At 46.8% G+C, this 15,850-nt stretch carries 13 protein-coding genes; 11 read left to right on the top strand and 2 right to left on the bottom strand.

What is annotated here, in order from left to right; genetic code table 11:
• The first annotated feature begins 124 nt into the window (after positions 1–124).
• The 8 genes from ilvC to H9659_RS11830 all read left to right on the top strand — a co-directional run bounded on the left by ilvC (position 125) and on the right by H9659_RS11830 (position 10,794).
• Positions 125–1,156, top strand: coding sequence for a ketol-acid reductoisomerase (gene ilvC, locus H9659_RS11865; protein ID WP_191690760.1), 1,032 nt, complete (start codon positions 125–127; stop codon positions 1,154–1,156).
• Positions 1,143–2,699: a 2-isopropylmalate synthase gene (locus H9659_RS11860; protein WP_191690758.1), complete on the top strand. Its 1,557-nt coding sequence runs from the start codon at positions 1,143–1,145 to the stop codon at positions 2,697–2,699. Before ilvC ends, H9659_RS11860 begins: the two co-directional genes overlap by 14 nt.
• Before the next feature lie 21 nt (positions 2,700–2,720).
• Positions 2,721–3,821: a 3-isopropylmalate dehydrogenase gene (leuB, locus tag H9659_RS11855; RefSeq protein ID WP_191690756.1), complete on the top strand. Its 1,101-nt coding sequence runs from the start codon at positions 2,721–2,723 to the stop codon at positions 3,819–3,821.
• Positions 3,822–3,873: 52 nt separating this feature from the next.
• A complete protein-coding gene (leuC, locus tag H9659_RS11850; RefSeq protein WP_191690754.1) occupies positions 3,874–5,283 on the top strand; it encodes a 3-isopropylmalate dehydratase large subunit in 1,410 nt (469 codons plus the stop codon).
• 15 nt (positions 5,284–5,298) lie between these two features.
• Positions 5,299–5,889: a 3-isopropylmalate dehydratase small subunit gene (gene leuD, locus H9659_RS11845; RefSeq protein ID WP_191690752.1), complete on the top strand. Its 591-nt coding sequence runs from the start codon at positions 5,299–5,301 to the stop codon at positions 5,887–5,889.
• Between the two features lie 91 nt (positions 5,890–5,980).
• Positions 5,981–7,153, top strand: a complete 1,173-nt coding sequence (locus tag H9659_RS11840) for a pyridoxal-phosphate-dependent aminotransferase family protein (RefSeq protein ID WP_191690750.1) — start codon at positions 5,981–5,983, stop codon at positions 7,151–7,153.
• A 269-nt stretch (positions 7,154–7,422) separates the two neighbouring features.
• Positions 7,423–8,823 (top strand): argininosuccinate lyase, encoded by a 1,401-nt coding sequence (gene argH, locus H9659_RS11835; protein WP_191690748.1) that lies wholly within the window; start codon positions 7,423–7,425, stop codon positions 8,821–8,823.
• A 282-nt stretch (positions 8,824–9,105) separates the two neighbouring features.
• The gene (locus tag H9659_RS11830) at positions 9,106–10,794 is read left to right on the top strand and encodes a methyl-accepting chemotaxis protein (protein WP_191690746.1); all 1,689 of its coding nucleotides are present in this window, start codon (positions 9,106–9,108) and stop codon (positions 10,792–10,794) included.
• 148 nt (positions 10,795–10,942) lie between these two features.
• Here H9659_RS11830 and H9659_RS11825 read toward each other — a convergent pair whose 3' ends face one another.
• The gene (locus tag H9659_RS11825; protein ID WP_191690744.1) at positions 10,943–11,851 is read right to left on the bottom strand and encodes a C40 family peptidase; all 909 of its coding nucleotides are present in this window, start codon (positions 11,849–11,851) and stop codon (positions 10,943–10,945) included.
• Between the two features lie 302 nt (positions 11,852–12,153).
• On the opposite strand from H9659_RS11825, the gene H9659_RS11820 reads away from it, so the two are divergent.
• The 3 genes from H9659_RS11820 (at position 12,154) to H9659_RS11810 (ending at position 15,275) form a co-directional block, all read left to right on the top strand.
• The gene (locus H9659_RS11820) at positions 12,154–13,248 is read left to right on the top strand and encodes a glycosyltransferase (protein WP_191690742.1); all 1,095 of its coding nucleotides are present in this window, start codon (positions 12,154–12,156) and stop codon (positions 13,246–13,248) included.
• A gap of 15 nt (positions 13,249–13,263) precedes the next feature.
• Positions 13,264–14,367: a M20 peptidase aminoacylase family protein gene (locus H9659_RS11815; protein WP_191690740.1), complete on the top strand. Its 1,104-nt coding sequence runs from the start codon at positions 13,264–13,266 to the stop codon at positions 14,365–14,367.
• Between the two features lie 170 nt (positions 14,368–14,537).
• The gene (locus H9659_RS11810; protein ID WP_191690738.1) at positions 14,538–15,275 is read left to right on the top strand and encodes an SDR family NAD(P)-dependent oxidoreductase; all 738 of its coding nucleotides are present in this window, start codon (positions 14,538–14,540) and stop codon (positions 15,273–15,275) included.
• 109 nt (positions 15,276–15,384) lie between these two features.
• On the opposite strand, the gene H9659_RS11805 is transcribed toward H9659_RS11810, so the two are convergent.
• The gene (locus tag H9659_RS11805; RefSeq protein WP_318240726.1) at positions 15,385–15,735 is read right to left on the bottom strand and encodes an SCP2 sterol-binding domain-containing protein; all 351 of its coding nucleotides are present in this window, start codon (positions 15,733–15,735) and stop codon (positions 15,385–15,387) included.
• Positions 15,736–15,850 lie beyond the last annotated feature (115 nt).

The raw sequence follows: 15,850 nt of genomic DNA, 5'->3' as shown, positions 1-15,850 counted from the left end.
GATCTTCGCTGATTCCGCAGGAGTCGCCGCCTTCCGTTACAATCAACGGACCTTGTCGGCAACACTCATTATTTTGGATAAAGAAATAAAAAATATAACCCACAAACCCTAGGAGGAATTCATTATGACAAACATGTATTATAACCAGGACATCAACGAGAAAGTATTGGACGGCAAGAAAATCGCGGTGATCGGGTACGGATCGCAAGGCCACGCACATGCACAAAACTTGAAAGACTCCGGTTTCGACGTGGTCGTAGGAATTCGTCCTGGAAAGTCATTCGATAAGGCGAAAGAGGACGGTCTTGAAGTCACAACCGTTGCGGAAGCTTCACAACAAGCAGACGTCATCATGGTATTGCTTCCGGATGAGCGCCAAAAACAAGTGTATGAAGAGGAAATCGCACCAGCGCTGAAAGCGGGCAAATCACTCGTATTCGCTCACGGATTCAACATCCACTTCGGTCAGATTAAACCACCTGCAGACGTCGATGTATTCCTCGTCGCACCGAAAGGACCAGGACATCTCGTTCGACGGACTTTTGAAGCAGGAGCGGGTGTTCCAGCATTATTCGGAGTATATCAAGACCCTTCAGGTACAGCCCGTGAAACTGCACTTGCTTATGCAAAAGCGATCGGATCTGCTCGAGGCGGCGTCCTTGAAACATCATTCGAGGAAGAGACCGTGACGGATCTATTCGGAGAACAAGCGGTACTATGCGGTGGCTTGACTTCCCTCATCAAAGCAGGCTTCGAAACCCTTGTGGAAGCAGGATACCAGCCGGAACTCGCGTATTTCGAAACACTCCATGAAACGAAGCTGATTGTTGACTTGATGTATGAAGGCGGTATGGCAGGCATGCGCTACTCGGTATCGGATACAGCAGAATGGGGCGATTTCGTTTCAGGACCACGCGTCATCGATGCAGATACGAAAGCTCGCATGAAGTCGATTTTGGATGATATCCAATCAGGTAAGTTTGCAAAAGAATGGATCCAGGAAAACGAAGACGGCCGTCCGAACTTCAACCGAATCGAAAAAGAAGAAGCAGGACACCAGCTTGAAGAAGTCGGTGAAAAACTCCGTGCGATGATGCCGTTTGTTGCAAAAGGATTGAAAAAAGAGGAAGAGGTGACGGCTGGTGCGACGAATTGACTTTTTCGATACGACACTGAGGGATGGCGAACAGTCAGCAGGCATCAACTTGAATACAGCGGAAAAGCTTGAAATCGCACGCCAACTTGAGCGTCTTGGCGCAACGGTGATTGAAGCGGGCTTTCCCGCTTCATCCCCCGGCGATTTCGAAGCAGTCAAACGCATTGCAACAACCGTAAGAAACTCTACAGTGACGGGCCTCGCCCGTGCTGTAAAGAGTGATATCGACACTTCGTGGGATGCGTTAAAAGGCGCAGAACAGCCCCACTTACACGTGTTCCTCGCAACATCATCCATTCATATGGAATACAAGTTGAAAAAGACACCTGACCAAGTCGTGGACATCGCAGTGGAAGCCGTCAAATATGCCCGCTCCAAATTCCCGCTCGTCCAATGGTCTGCTGAAGATGCGTTCCGATCAGATCCAGCGTTTCTCGTCCGGATTTTGAACGAAGTCATCGCAGCTGGAGCAACGACGGTCAACATTCCGGACACGGTCGGATACGCTTCTCCGCAAGAATATGGAGCACTTTTCCGCTTCTTGAAAGAGAATGTCCTTGGGATTGATCGAGTGAAACTATCTGCACATTGCCATAACGACTTAGGGATGGCAGTTGCGAATTCGATTGCTGCGATCGAAAACGGTGCCGATCAAGTGGAAGGGACTATTAACGGAATCGGCGAACGGGCAGGCAATGCTGCACTTGAAGAAATCGCAGTAGCACTGCACATCCGAAAAGACTTCTACAATCTAGAGACAGGCATCCATCTCAATGAAATCAAACGAACGAGCGAACTAGTGAGCCGATTGACAGGTGTCATGATCCAGCCGAATAAAGCGGTTGTCGGCAAAAATGCATTCGCACACGAATCAGGGATTCATCAAGATGGTATGTTGAAAAATCCGGAAACGTACGAAATTATTACACCTGCACTGATTGGTGCGACGAAAGAGCCGCTAGCTCTAGGAAAACACTCGGGTCGTGCAGCATTTAAGGATCGCGCCGTCACAATGGGATTCACGTTGACTGATGAGCAGTTGAACGAAGTGTTTGCGGAATTCAAAGAGTTAGCGGATAAGAAGAAAGAGATTACGGAAGATGATCTATTCGTACTCTTCACTAGGCAGCAACTCGAACAGACGGAAACCCCTATATACGATTTGGAAAGTATCCAAGTGCAGTATGGAACGAATAATGTACCGACTGCAACTGTGACGAGTGTGACTCCTGAAGGGGAAACGATCAGCGTCGCAACGACGGGTGCTGGGTCGGTGGAAGCGATCTTCAACACTTTGGAACTGCTTGTAAAAGGTGATGTGCACATTCTCGATTACCAAGTTTCTTCTATTGGCAAAGGGCGGGATGCACTCGGTCAGGCGATTGTGAATTTGAACTTCAATGGGACGCAGCTGACAGGAAGAGGAATTGCGCAAGACGTGTTGGAAGCATCTGCAAAAGCATATTTGAATGCGATTAATCGACAATTGGTCCGTGAGTCATTGGAAGTGCAAAAAGAGCACGCAGTTAAAGTTGTAAACTGAAACTACAAGGAGGAGACGACGATGGAAAAACGTATCGCAGTATTGCCTGGTGACGGGATTGGTCCAGAAGTAATCGGTTCTGCAGTGAAGGTGCTTGAAGTCATTGCTAGAAGGTTTCATCATTCGTTCGAATTTGTCCAAGGTTACATCGGCGGGGCTGCAGTAGACAGCTTCGGTACACCACTGCCGGATGAAACGATTGCCCTTTGTGAAAAGAGTGATGCAGTGCTGCTCGGAGCAGTCGGAGGCCCGAAGTGGGATCAGAACCCTTCGGAGACACGCCCGGAAAAAGGATTGCTTGCCATCCGTAAGCACTTCGGTTTGTTTGCAAACATTCGTCCTGTAAAGGCGGTACCAGCCATTCTCCATCGCTCTCCTCTAAAAGAGGATCTTGTGAATGACGTGGATCTTGTCATCGTCCGTGAGCTGACAGGCGGTCTGTATTTCGGAGAACCGAGCCGGAAAACACATGACGCTGCAGTTGACACTCTCGTGTACACACGTGTGGAAATCGATCGGATTGTACGATCGGCCTTTGACCTTGCACGAATGCGACGCAAAAAAGTGACGTCTGTCGATAAAGCGAACGTCCTGCAGTCCAGCCGCTTGTGGAGGGAAGTGGTCGAAGAAGTCCGTACCGGCTATCCGGATATCGAAGTCGAGCACCAGTTGGTCGATTCCGCTGCGATGAAGCTCATTACGAATCCAGCTGCTTTTGACGTCATCGTAACGGAGAATATGTTCGGCGATATTTTAAGTGATGAAGCATCCGTCATTACAGGATCCCTTGGCTTATTGCCTTCAGCTAGTGTTCGGACGGATGGTTTCGGGTTATACGAACCGGTCCATGGATCTGCCCCGGATGTTGCAGGAAAAGGACTCGCGAATCCAGCAGCAGCCATGTTGTCGGCTGCGATGATGTTGCGTCAATCATTCGGAATGGAAGAAGAAGCGGCTGCAATCGAGCTAGCCATTCAGACAGTTTACGAAGAAGGGCATTGCACTGCGGATCTAGCAAGTCCCGGCGTACGTCCGATGACGACAGAGCAATGGGCAGCGCGTGTTGCAGAAGAAGTGGATGTGCAGTCAGTTTCAAACAGCATTATGTTTTCATATGTGTAACTAGTCAATCGCGGCGTTCGCATGCTGCCGCTCATGGAAAGGGGAATTGGTTATGGCAAAAACAATTATTGAAAAGGTTTGGGATCGGCATGTCGTGATGGAAGAAGAAGGGAAACCTGATTTACTTTACATCGACCTCCATCTCCTCCATGAAGTGACGTCTCCGCAGGCATTCGAAGGATTACGACTTGCGGGACGGCAAGTGCGGCGTCCTGAACGATGTTATGCGACAATGGATCATAACGTACCGACACGGAATATTGAAGTGGTCAGTGATCCTACTGCTCAAAAACAGATGACGACCCTTGAGAAAAACTGTGAGGAATTCGGTATCGAACTTGCTCACATGACGCATCCCGATCAAGGAATCGTTCACATCATCGGACCTGAACTAGGGCTTACACAACCAGGCCGAACCATTGTTTGCGGAGACAGCCATACATCTACACACGGTGCATTCGGTGCGATCGCATTCGGTATCGGTACGAGTGAAGTGGAACACGTTCTATCCACACAAACTCTTTGGCAAAATCGTCCTAAAACGATGGAGGTGAAGATTTCCGGGCAGCTAGGAACTGGGGTTACTGCGAAAGATGTCATTCTCGCGGTCATTGCGAAATTCGGGATTGACGTGGGAACGGGACATATTATTGAATTCACTGGGGAAGCGATCCGAAACCTGTCGATGGAAGAGCGCATGACGATTTGTAATATGTCAATCGAAGCAGGAGCAAAAGCAGGGTTGATCAGCCCGGATGAAACGACAGTCGAGTATTTAAGAGGACGTCGCCAAGTCCCTGAAGGGGAAGCATTTGAAGAAGCCGCGGCAGAGTGGCTGGCGCTCGCGACAGACGAAGGTGCTGTGTATGACACGACGCTAACATTAGATGCAGCTGACATTGAACCATACGTAACGTGGGGAACGAACCCTGCGATGGGAACCGGAATAAGCGGTCATGTCCCATATGCTGACGACTATTCATCCTCATCTGACAAAGAAGCGTTGAAAAAAGCGATTGCCTATATGGGGCTCGAAGAAGGCATGCCGCTATCCGATATCTCGATCCAGCATGTATTCATCGGATCTTGTACAAACGCCCGTCTAAGCGACTTGCGTGCAGCTGCAGCGATTGTAGAAGGTCAACAAGTGCATCCGGACGTCACTGCGATTGTCGTTCCAGGATCACGTTCCGTTAAACGGCTTGCTGAACAAGAAGGGCTGGATGCCGTGTTCAAAGCAGCCGGATTTGAATGGCGGGAATCAGGATGCAGTATGTGCCTTGCGATGAATGATGATGTCGTTCCTTCAGGTGAACGCTGTGCATCCACATCGAACCGGAACTTCGAAGGACGTCAAGGCGCTGGAGCAAGGACGCATCTGGTAAGTCCGGCGATGGCAGCAGCAGCTGCGATTGCAGGGCGCTTTACCGATATTCGGAAAGTACCTGCGCTGCAGGATTGAAAGGAGGAGCATATCATGGAACCGATCAATGTTGTCACAAGTGTCATGACCCCGCTGGACCGGAAAAACGTCGATACGGACCAGATCATTTCCAAAGAATTCTTAAAGCGGATTGAACGGACAGGATTCGGCAAGTATCTGTTCTATCATTGGCGGTTCGATAGTGAAGGTAAAGCGGATACTGACTTTGTTCTTAACGATTCCAGATTTGAAGGTTCACGGATTTTAGTAGCGGATGAAAACTTCGGGTGCGGCTCTTCCCGTGAACACGCTCCGTGGGCCATTCTGGATTACGGATTCCGAGTGGTCATTGCACCAGGGTTTGCGGATATTTTCTATAATAATTGTTTCAAGAATGGTATTTTACCGATTCGGCTGGCCCAACACCATATCGATTCCTTGCTCGCAGAAGGTCAGCGGTCACCAATCGAGCTCACTGTGAATTTGGAAAAACAGACCGTTACCCGTGCAGACACAGGAGATGACCTTACGTTCGACATCGATCCGTATTCGCGTCAGATGTTGCTGAACGGATGGGATGAAATCTCACTTACGTTCCAATTCGAAGACCAGATCGCTGCATATGAAGAACGTATGGCCCGTTGAGATAACGGGCTTTTTCTTCGTAATGAAGGATTTCCCAGTCATCGTGTCGAAATTTTGGATGCACAAAAATCTGATTATTGGGGGAATTTGATTGGGAAATGAAGATTTGTTACTCATACCTGGGCCTACACCAGTTGTCGAGTCCATTTACGATGCATTGGGGGAGGAAACCCGTGCACATACGGATCCACGATTTGTGAGCCGATTCAAAACAGCCATTGAACGCACGAAGCGGATTCTGAATACAGATGGGGAAGTCTTCATTGTCGCAGGGTCTGGAACGCTTGCAATGGAAATGGCACTCGTCAACACGATTACGCCTGGTGAACGCCTCTTGATCATCAGTCACGGGTATTTCGGGGATCGTTTCATTAAACTCGGGCAAGCATTCGGCATTGAGATCGACTTGCTGCAGGCAGAATGGGGCAAGCAAGTCGAAGTGAAACATGTAAAAGAACATTTAGAGAAAAATAAATACAAGGCGGTTACGTTGACGCATGCAGATACATCCACGGGGGTTCAAGCGAGTTTGGGTGAACTGATCCCTCTCATTAAACAGCATGGCGCCTTAGCGATTGTCGACGGTGTCTGTGCAACAACGGCCATGCCAGAAGATATGCAGCACAATTATGCAGGACCGGACACTGCAATCGATATTGTCCTTACGGGTTCGCAAAAAGCGATCGGTGTCCCTCCAGGCATTGGTATCGTGGCATTCAGCCAAGCAGCATTGAAAGCGCGGAACGAGATGGAATCTGTCTCCGCCTACTATTGTGACATCCATAACTGGATCCCAGTCATGCATGATCCTTCCAAGTATTTCGCAACGCCGCCTGTCAATATGATTTATGCACTCGAAGAAGGCTTACGGATTGTTGAAGAGGAAGGACTGAAAGAACGGTTTGTCCGCCATCAAGCTTACGGCCGAGCAGTTCGTTCTGCTTTGCGGGTTTACGGGATGATTCCGCTCGCCGAAGAGAAAGACGCCGCGCCGACTTTGAGCTGTCTCTACTATCCGGAAGGAGTGGACGACGCCGCGTTCCGTGCAGAGCTTGCGAAACAAGGTGTGATCCTATCCGGTGCTCTTGCTCATCTAGCTGGAAAAGCGTTCAGGATCGGTCATATGGGGAATACGACCCCGGAGATGTTGGAAACTGCAATTCGTAAAATCGGGGAAGCGTTGCAAAATAGCGGTCTTGAAGTCGTGGTTGAAGATGCAGTGTCGGTATTGCAAGAAACGTTGGGGTCGCTATCTGCGAAATGATACCATCCGAGTTGATAGGAACGTTTGAATAGAGATAGGCAATGTGGAAAAGTAAGTACGAAACGCATCGGATCCTGCAAGTGGACCCGATGCGTTTTTGTGTTCCGGTTCATCCGGCGTAAAAAGATTCGTGACTATCAAAAAAGAGGGTCGGTTTTTAGTACACTAGGCATCTTCCATTTCCTTCGGGCCATCAAACCATATACTAGAGAATACAGTCGGAAGTTGCCTTTACTTAGCCTTCGGAATGACAGGAATGGAGTGGGAAGATGAAGGAAGAAAAGGAGATATTTGAACAAGTCGACGGGAAGTTGTTTCCTGGACAAACGTACTCGGATGTCCTGCTGAAACCGCTGTTTGAACTACAGAAACATCATTTGTTCTGCGCAATGCTAGCGGTGCATCGTGCACATACGATCATGCTTGCGGAACAAAGCATCATTAAATGTGCAGAAGCTGAACAAATCTTGCAGGCAATCGAAGAAATATCGAACACGGATCCAGCAACCTTCACTTATCATGCAGATTATGAAGACCTGTTTTTCCTCTTGGAATCTAAAATCAGTGAGAGGATCGGTGAAGAGTTAGCAGGGAAGATGCATATCGCGAAGAGTCGGAATGATATGGGAGAAGCGATGTATCGGATTGTATTACGGGAACACTTGCAAGCTACGATCGGCTTGGCAAAAAAGTTGGCATCCACACTTTTAAGTCAAGCTGAACACCACGTTGAAACGATTATGCCAGCCCATACGCATACTCAGCCTGCGCAACCTACTACGTTAGGGCATTATCTCGTAGCGATCTATGATGGGCTGTGCCGGGACATCGAGCGTCTGGAGCGAGCAAGACGAACCGTCAATCAGTCTCCGATGGGAGCAGCTGCAATTACGACAACAGGATTCTCGATTAGTCGCGAACGAATGGTAAGTCTGCTCGGTTTTGATGGGATGATCGAAAACTCGTATGATGCGATTGGTGCAGGTGATTATTTGCTGGAGGCGGCACAAAGTTTAATCAGTCTGATGACGAACATCGGCCGGTGGGTGCAAGAGCTCTTAAGAATGGCATCTAAAGAAGTGGGATTACTGCGTGTTTCGGATGCATACGTACAAATTAGCAGCATCATGCCGCAGAAACGAAATCCTGTGTCGCTTGAACACGCCCGATCGCTTGCTTCCAGCTCTTTAGCAGAAGGGCTTGCCGTACTTCACATGATCCATAATACGCCTTTCGGAGATATCAACGATACGGAAGATGATTTGCAGCCTCATCTGTATAAGGGGTTTGAAAAAGCGAATCGTGTGTTGAAACTATTGAATGCAGTGATGATCACGATGGAGTTCAATAAGGAACGGGCGCATCAGCAAGCGAGAGATAATATGATCACAATAACTGAACTTGCTGACGTATTAGCAAGAGAATACGACATTTCGTTCAGAAAAGCTCACAGTAAAGCCGCTTTAGTCGCGAAAAAAGCGAATGCGCTTCAGAAAGAGCTATATGATATCCCGATTAGGCTCGTAAACGAATGGTTAAAGGACGTAGCTCTATCAGAAGTAGACTGGCAAGCAATTATAAACCCTGCAGTTTTCATTGAACGTCGACGCATCACCGGAGGACCGAATCCCGATACTGTACGTGGAATGATTGCAAAGCGCAAGTGCTGAGGAATGAATGAAAAATAGAGGACTCTTACCAAACAGCTTCTGTATTTCAAGAAACCAAGTGCACACAAATAAGCAGTAAACCACGCACGTGTCATAATAGCGTGGTTTTTTCACGCCTTCATAATTTAATTAGGCATAACGGGAAAGATGGAAACTTTAAAAGTGGTCGAAAAGTAGTGATTTATTTGAAACAAACAGATATAATTGGACTAGTCATAATTATTCAGACGATTGGGCAAGTTCGTCGTTTCTGAAAAAAGAGAAAAAATCGGGGTGGAATGGGTGAAGCGGACAATTGCTGGGAAGTTAAGGAACGGGTTCGGGTTATTACTTGCACTGCTAGTTGTTATTGGGGTAGCTAGCATTCTGTTGCTTGTGAAATTGAATAGTGATTATCGGAATATGCTCGATGATGAAGTGCATAAAGTGGATATCATAGATGAATTTGTGCTGAAGCAAGAGCAAATGCAAAGTGAAATCCGAGGCTACATGCTCTATCAGGATAAGGCGTTGCTTGATAGGCGCCAAGAGAACTATGAGCGTTCCGAACAACTCCTGACCGAACTGGGGAAGATGATGAATGATGCGACGATGAAAAAAGAATATGGAGCACTCGTCGATTCGAACGAAAAATCGATGACGCTTCAAAATAATATCGTCGATAACTTGGAACAAGGAAAAGATGATATTGCGAAATGGATGTCAGAAGCATCTAAAGATGTCGGAAATGTTGTCATGACGCGTGCAGATCTCATAAAGGATAATCAGTACAAGGCACTCGAAAAGAAGCGGAAAGAAGTTAATGAAATGATGATGCAGCTGACGATTATCATTGCTGCAATCATAATTATCGGAGTAGCGGTAGGCATCCTGATTTCGCAGCGCATTAGCAGATCCATCACGAAACCAGTTGGCATCGTGACGGAAGGATTGCACCAAATTGCAAATGGGGATTTTTCCATCGATCCGCTCGTCGTGCGCAGCAAAGACGAAATCGGGGAAATGGCGAGTGCATTCAACAAAATGGGCGCGGATGTAGCGAATATGATCCGTAAAATCAATGTCTCAGCGGAACAGTTGGCCACGCAATCGGAAGGGTTATCCGCAAGTTCAGAAGAAAGTTTAGCCTCGTCGGAACTGATTGCCAGTACTGCGGAAAAACAACTCGAAGGCAGTGAGCGGCAGCAACGGATCACAGACCAATCGACTCAATCCATGAATGAGCTGTCCCTAGGGGTTGGAGAGATTTCAGAAAGTAATGAGGACATGCTGCGTTCGGCAGAAGCGGTTACAAAACTTGTCGGCAAAGGCTCTGCATCCATGGATGAGGTCGTCGAAGAGATGAAGACCATTCGGGAAACGATCCGGGAAACTGCGTCGATTATGAAAGAGATGGCAGACCACTCTTCTGAAATTGAAAAGGTGACGGCAATCATTACAGGAATTGCCGAGCAAACAAACCTTTTGGCACTGAATGCAGCGATTGAAGCAGCACGTGCCGGTGATGCCGGGAAAGGATTCGCAGTTGTTGCAGATGAAGTCCGTAAACTGGCGGAGCAGTCCAAAACGTCTGCATCGGAGATTGGAACGATGGTCAGTGACATCCAAGTGTATTCGAAGAAAGCGACGAAATCGATTGAAACGGGCAGTGAAAAAGTTGAAAACGGGATGAAAGCGACGGCGGAGTCCAACGCAGTATTCAAAGACATCCAACAAGCGGTAGGGGATGTGTCCGCTAAGGTTGAAACGGTCTCTGCTGCAATTGAAGAGATTCAAGCGATGGCGGATGAAGTGACAGAGGGTGCACGTGAAGTCCAACGGTTAAGCGGACAGGCAGCGGCCTCAGCCACTGATACAAGCTCGGCTACCGAAGAGCAGCTAGCCGTAAGCCAAGAAATCAGCGCAAGCGCACAAAGCCTGACACGGCTTGCCGACGAACTCAAGCAAGAGGTCAGTCGCTTTCAAGTATAAAAGAAACTGAAAAGCGCATTCCCTCATAGAAATAGGGAATGCGCTTTTACTAGTCGATTAAAGCAGAACAAAGTAAAGAATTTACGAAAATAGGTTTGATAAAAGCAAAAACGTGGAACCGTCTATAGTAAGAGGGTTCCACGTTTTTTCATTGTGCACGTTCTATGAAGAGCTTAAGCTCCGAGTCTTTTACTTTACCATTAATTCCGTATGTTCCATCAGAGTAACCTTTTGTTACATTTTCATTATAAAGAGCACCAATGAAAGGAAGGGCCCAGTAAGTTGAACTGACGTCTGAAAAAGGAACATTAGAACTTTGTGTTAAATCAAATGCATTTGAGAGTGCTTTAGCCATTTCTGCACGAGTTAGTAGATCATTTGGCTTGAATTCATTGTTGTTATTTCCTGATAGAATACCAGCATTAGTAACTGCCGCAATTGCGGACGCTTGAGGGTGACTGCTAGGTACATCTTTATAAGAGGCATTGCCTTGAGCTGTAAGGTTGAGTTTTTTTGCTATAGCTGCCGCAACTTCAGCACGAGTAGCATAAGTTACCGCTGGTTTAGCTGCGTCGGATCCAGCTACAGTTGTTCCGCCAAAATTAGAAACTCTTTTAGCGCCTACATACTTGCTTTTCCAGTAGTACGGATCATTTATAGATGAAACTGTAACACCTTGACTTGTTGAAGCATGAATGAATTTACTAGAACCTATGTAGATTCCTACGTGTGAAATCCCTTTGCCACTTGTGTTGAAGAATACGAGGTCGCCAGTAGTCAGGTTGCTTTTGGATACTGCTTTACCTTGTTGGTATTGTTGACCAGTCGTGCGTGGAAGAGATTTCCCGTTCTTTTTAAAAACGACTTGCGTATATGCGGAACAATCGATGCCGGATGTAAGGCTTGTCCCACCGTATCGATAAGGAGTTCCTATGTAATTTTTAGCTGTATTAACTAAGTCAGTTGCAGAAAGTGTTGCAGCAGAAGCCATAGACGGTACGGACGTTGAAATTACTAAACTGGCGATTCCTAATGCCAAAAGACGTTTCAGTTTCATAAGTTTCTCAGTTTCCCCTTTCGCACCGTATCAAGGACAGTGTCTTTATCTGTGATTATCTTAGCATAGGCTAAACCTTATTTCGGTTACAGTTATATTACAAAGGTGTTACAAATGGTCGGTTGGTGTATAAAAGGCTGATTTAACGCAGTTTATCGGAAGTGGTTTCTGATGAAAGCGTTTTTATTTTTGCGCTAAATGACTATTCTGCGTGAAAAAAAGACGAAAATGAGGTATCTTTGTAACCAAACAAATTGAAATGCTGGGACATGACACTATGAATCTGGCAGAACGGGGCTGACATGAAGAAAATTGTAGTATTCAGCAACATGTATCCATCTGTCGAACATCCGACATATGGGATTTTCGTTAAAAACCAAGTTGAATTACTGAAAGCTTCTGGCGTAGTGATAGATATTCAAGTGATTGATAATCCGAAAGCAGGTAAAGTGAACGCTCTTTTGAAATACGGGAAGTGGTTTGCCAGTTCCCTCATTTATCTGGTTGGGAACCGGAAGAATTTAACCTTGACCCACGCCCACTACGCATTTCCTACAGGTTATATTTCATTGGTTGGAAAGCGCCTGTTCAAACTTCCGTATGTCGTGACACTTCATGGCGGCGATATTGACAAAATGCCGAAAAAGAGCCCACGGATTGCTAAACTCACCCGTACCATTTTACAGGAAGCCTCTCACGTAATTACAGTTGGGGAACGCCTGAAACAAGAAGTTGTGACAAGCTTCGGAGTGTCCGAAACAAATGTAACCGTGATGAGTATGGGGGTGGACCGGACTGTATTTCATCCTCTCGAAAGAGCTGCGATACGGGAGGAACTCGGGTTGCCTGAGAATGAGCCGGTCATCCTGTTCATCGGTAACTTGATACGTGAAAAAGGGGTGCTGGAGTTAGTGCAGGCATTCACGGCTTTACAGAAACAGTTACCAGATGCATCACTTCGGCTAGTAGGCTCGGCAAAGTCCGCAGCTTTTGTCGAAGAGGTCAAAGAGTACATCACGACCCATCAAATAGAAGGAATCCACTTCGAAGGGACAAAAACACAGAAAGAACTTGCGGAATGGCTAGCAGCTGCAGATGTCCTTGCTCTGCCTTCCTATCATGAAGGCTTTGGACTCGTTGCCCTTGAAGCGATGGCAGCAGGTGCGCCAGTTGTCGCATCCGATGTTGGCGGATTATCTTATTTGTTAGCGGATGGAGCAGGTATTTTGGTTCCAGCGCGGGAAGTGGAAAGTCTTCAACAAGGATTGCTTCAAGCACTTTCTGGTGATGGAGCGATAAATGTCGCAAAGCGGGAAGAAATTGTGCATGAGCATTCCTACGAGATGATCTTGGAGAAATTGCTGAAGATCTATGGGGAAATAGAACGCACACGTTAAAAGGGGGAAAAGGGAATGGCTGTCACACAACAAATAAGGAATTGGTTTGAACATTTTCATGCAAATCCGGAAGTGAGTTGGAAAGAACATGAAACGACTAAGGAAATCGGTCGTATTTTAACTGAAATGGACGTTCCATTTAAGACGTTCGAAGATGTAACCGGAGCTGTTGCCGAAATAGGGAAAGGGGATCGTGTCATTGCTGTACGCGCAGATATCGACGCGTTGTGGCAAGAAGTGAATGGTGTATACCAAGCGAATCATTCCTGTGGACACGATGGACATATGGCGATGGTGCTTGGGGCGCTTGCGTACTTGAAAGACGAGGAGCTCGGTGGCAGAATCCGCTTCGTCTTCCAACCTGCAGAAGAAAAAGGGAATGGCTCGAATGCGATGATTGACCGTGGAGCTGTAGATGATGTGAGTTATATGTTCGGCATCCATCTTAGACCTCAAGAGGAGCTCCCGCTAGGAAAAGCATCTGCCGCGATTCGGCACGGTGCCGCTTATTTTGTGGAAGGGACGATTCGCGGAGTCGATGCTCATGGTGCGCGTCCGCATCAAGGCGTTAATGCGATTGATCCATTACTGGCAATCGGACAATTTTTGAAGACCGTTCAATTTTCGCCATACGAAGCATATTCCGTGAAATTGACGAACATTCAAGCTGGCGGAGAGAGTCTCAACATCATCCCCGGCTCAGCGAAGTTCGGATTGGACATCCGTGCTCAGTCCAATGATGTGCTGCAACAATTAAAAAAACGGGTCGACACCGGTATTCAACAGATTGCAGAACTTTATACGACTGAAATCGAATTGAAATGGGCAGACTATACGCCGGCAGCCGAAGTATCAGATGAAGCTGCCGCAATCGCACGGGAGGGTATCCTTGACGTCCTTGGTGAAGAAGGCCTTGCGGAAGACGTTGTCACATCAGGCAGCGATGATTTTCACTTCTATACGATCCGCAATCCAGAGCTGAAAGCGACGATGATCGGGCTTGGTGCGGATCTTGGCCCCGGCTTGCATCATCCTGAGATGACATTCAATCGGGAGGCGCTTATAACTGGCGCGAAAATCCTTGCTGAAACGTTGAAATGTGCAAGTTTTAAAGCGTAATTGGATGTCTGAAAGCGCATGATTTCAAAGCGGGATTTGTGAATGCGAGTTGTAATTTATTTGAAGAATTGAAATATCCGTAGAGGAGAGCCGTTTGTTGCAATGTGCGAAATATAGGAGTACTATTTAGATGTTAAAACTTATTAAACACATACAAAGGAGCGGTTTAAATGGGTAGAATGCAAGATAAAGTAGCATTTATTACAGGTGGAGCTTCAGGCATGGGCGAAATGATGGTTAAATTGTTCACGGCAGAAGGCGCTAAAGTCGTTGCTGCAGACATTAACACAGATGCTCTTAAAGCGAAATGGGACGGCGTTGAAAACGTTGACTACGTGAAGCTTAACGTTACAGATGCGGACAACTGGGCAGAAGCAGTTAAAACAGCTGCTGATAAGTTCGGTAAACTTGATATCCTTATCAACTGTGCTGGTATCTCTACTGAAAAAGGTATGGAAGACATCACACTCGCTGACTGGCAACGTCTGCATGACATCAACGGTTTCGGTACTTACGCTGGTATGCGCGCAGTAGTTCCTTACATGAAGGAAGCTGGACAAGGTTCAATCGTCAATATTTCTTCATATACAGCTCTAGTTGGTATGGGCTACAACCCATATTCAGCATCTAAAGGTTCAGTTCGTGCGATCTCTCGTGCAGCTGCAGCTGAGTTCGGTAAAGACGGAATCCGCGTAAACGCAGTATTCCCAGGCGTTATCCAAACTCCAATGGTAGCAAACCTTGAGTCTTCAAAAGCAGCGCTTGAAGGACTTATCAGAATGACACCACTCGCTCGTCTTGGACAGCCTGAAGACGTAGGCAACGCGGTAATGTTCCTTGCTTCTGATGAAGCTTCTTACATCACTGGCGCTGAACTTGTCATCGACGGCGGATTCTCAGCACGCTAATTGGTGAATGAATAGGAAAGACGTCTTCTCATTTATGAGGAGGCGTCTTTTTTTACTTGTAATTGAGTGATAAACGGTGCTTCTTGAAGTTACTACCTGTTCTCATTGATTAAAAACGATATTGCGTCAAAATGTTTTCCAGTTTCAGTGCAAGACCGAGGCTGCCTTTCACTTTCAGTTTCCCCATCATGAACGCGGTCGTTGTGTTCAACTTTCCAGCAAGCAGTTTGTAGAAATCATCGACTTTCATCGTCAACATACAATCAGCCTCGTCGGTCTCTTTTGCAGTCACGCTTGCTTGGTTATCTGCAAATACCAATACATACTTACCGGTTTCGTCCCCAGATAAATTAAATCCATAACTTACATTCAGCCCTTGTATAGGCGCGGAATCATCGTTCAGCTGGCGCTCAATTTCGTCCCAAGTGTGTTGAAGATCCTTTTCGTATTCGATTACCACTCTCACAACCTCCTAAAAATGAATAGTGATTCAGTGTAAGTATAGCAAACTTATAAAAAGATTGTACAGATTTTACTGAAAAATCCGAAGGGTATAACATAGGTTTGTCGAATTA

This window comes from Sporosarcina gallistercoris (assembly GCF_014836415.1).
Lineage (GTDB): Bacteria > Bacillota > Bacilli > Bacillales_A > Planococcaceae > Sporosarcina > Sporosarcina gallistercoris.
Note: the sequence above shows the minus strand (reverse complement) of the source record. Positions and strands in the feature narration are given on the sequence as shown.

Bases quoted from the DNA above. Each gene is read 5' to 3' on its own strand.
- ilvC (WP_191690760.1), top strand. From the start codon at position 125: ATGACAAACATGTATTATAACCAGGACATCAACGAGAAAGTATTGGAC.
- leuB (WP_191690756.1), top strand. From the start codon at position 2,721: ATGGAAAAACGTATCGCAGTATTGCCTGGTGACGGGATTGGTCCAGAA.
- leuC (WP_191690754.1), top strand. From the start codon at position 3,874: ATGGCAAAAACAATTATTGAAAAGGTTTGGGATCGGCATGTCGTGATG.
- leuD (WP_191690752.1), top strand. From the start codon at position 5,299: ATGGAACCGATCAATGTTGTCACAAGTGTCATGACCCCGCTGGACCGG.
- argH (WP_191690748.1), top strand. From the start codon at position 7,423: ATGAAGGAAGAAAAGGAGATATTTGAACAAGTCGACGGGAAGTTGTTT.
- H9659_RS11825 (WP_191690744.1), bottom strand. From the start codon at position 11,851: ATGAAACTGAAACGTCTTTTGGCATTAGGAATCGCCAGTTTAGTAATT.
- H9659_RS11820 (WP_191690742.1), top strand. From the start codon at position 12,154: ATGAAGAAAATTGTAGTATTCAGCAACATGTATCCATCTGTCGAACAT.
- H9659_RS11815 (WP_191690740.1), top strand. From the start codon at position 13,264: ATGGCTGTCACACAACAAATAAGGAATTGGTTTGAACATTTTCATGCA.
- H9659_RS11810 (WP_191690738.1), top strand. From the start codon at position 14,538: ATGGGTAGAATGCAAGATAAAGTAGCATTTATTACAGGTGGAGCTTCA.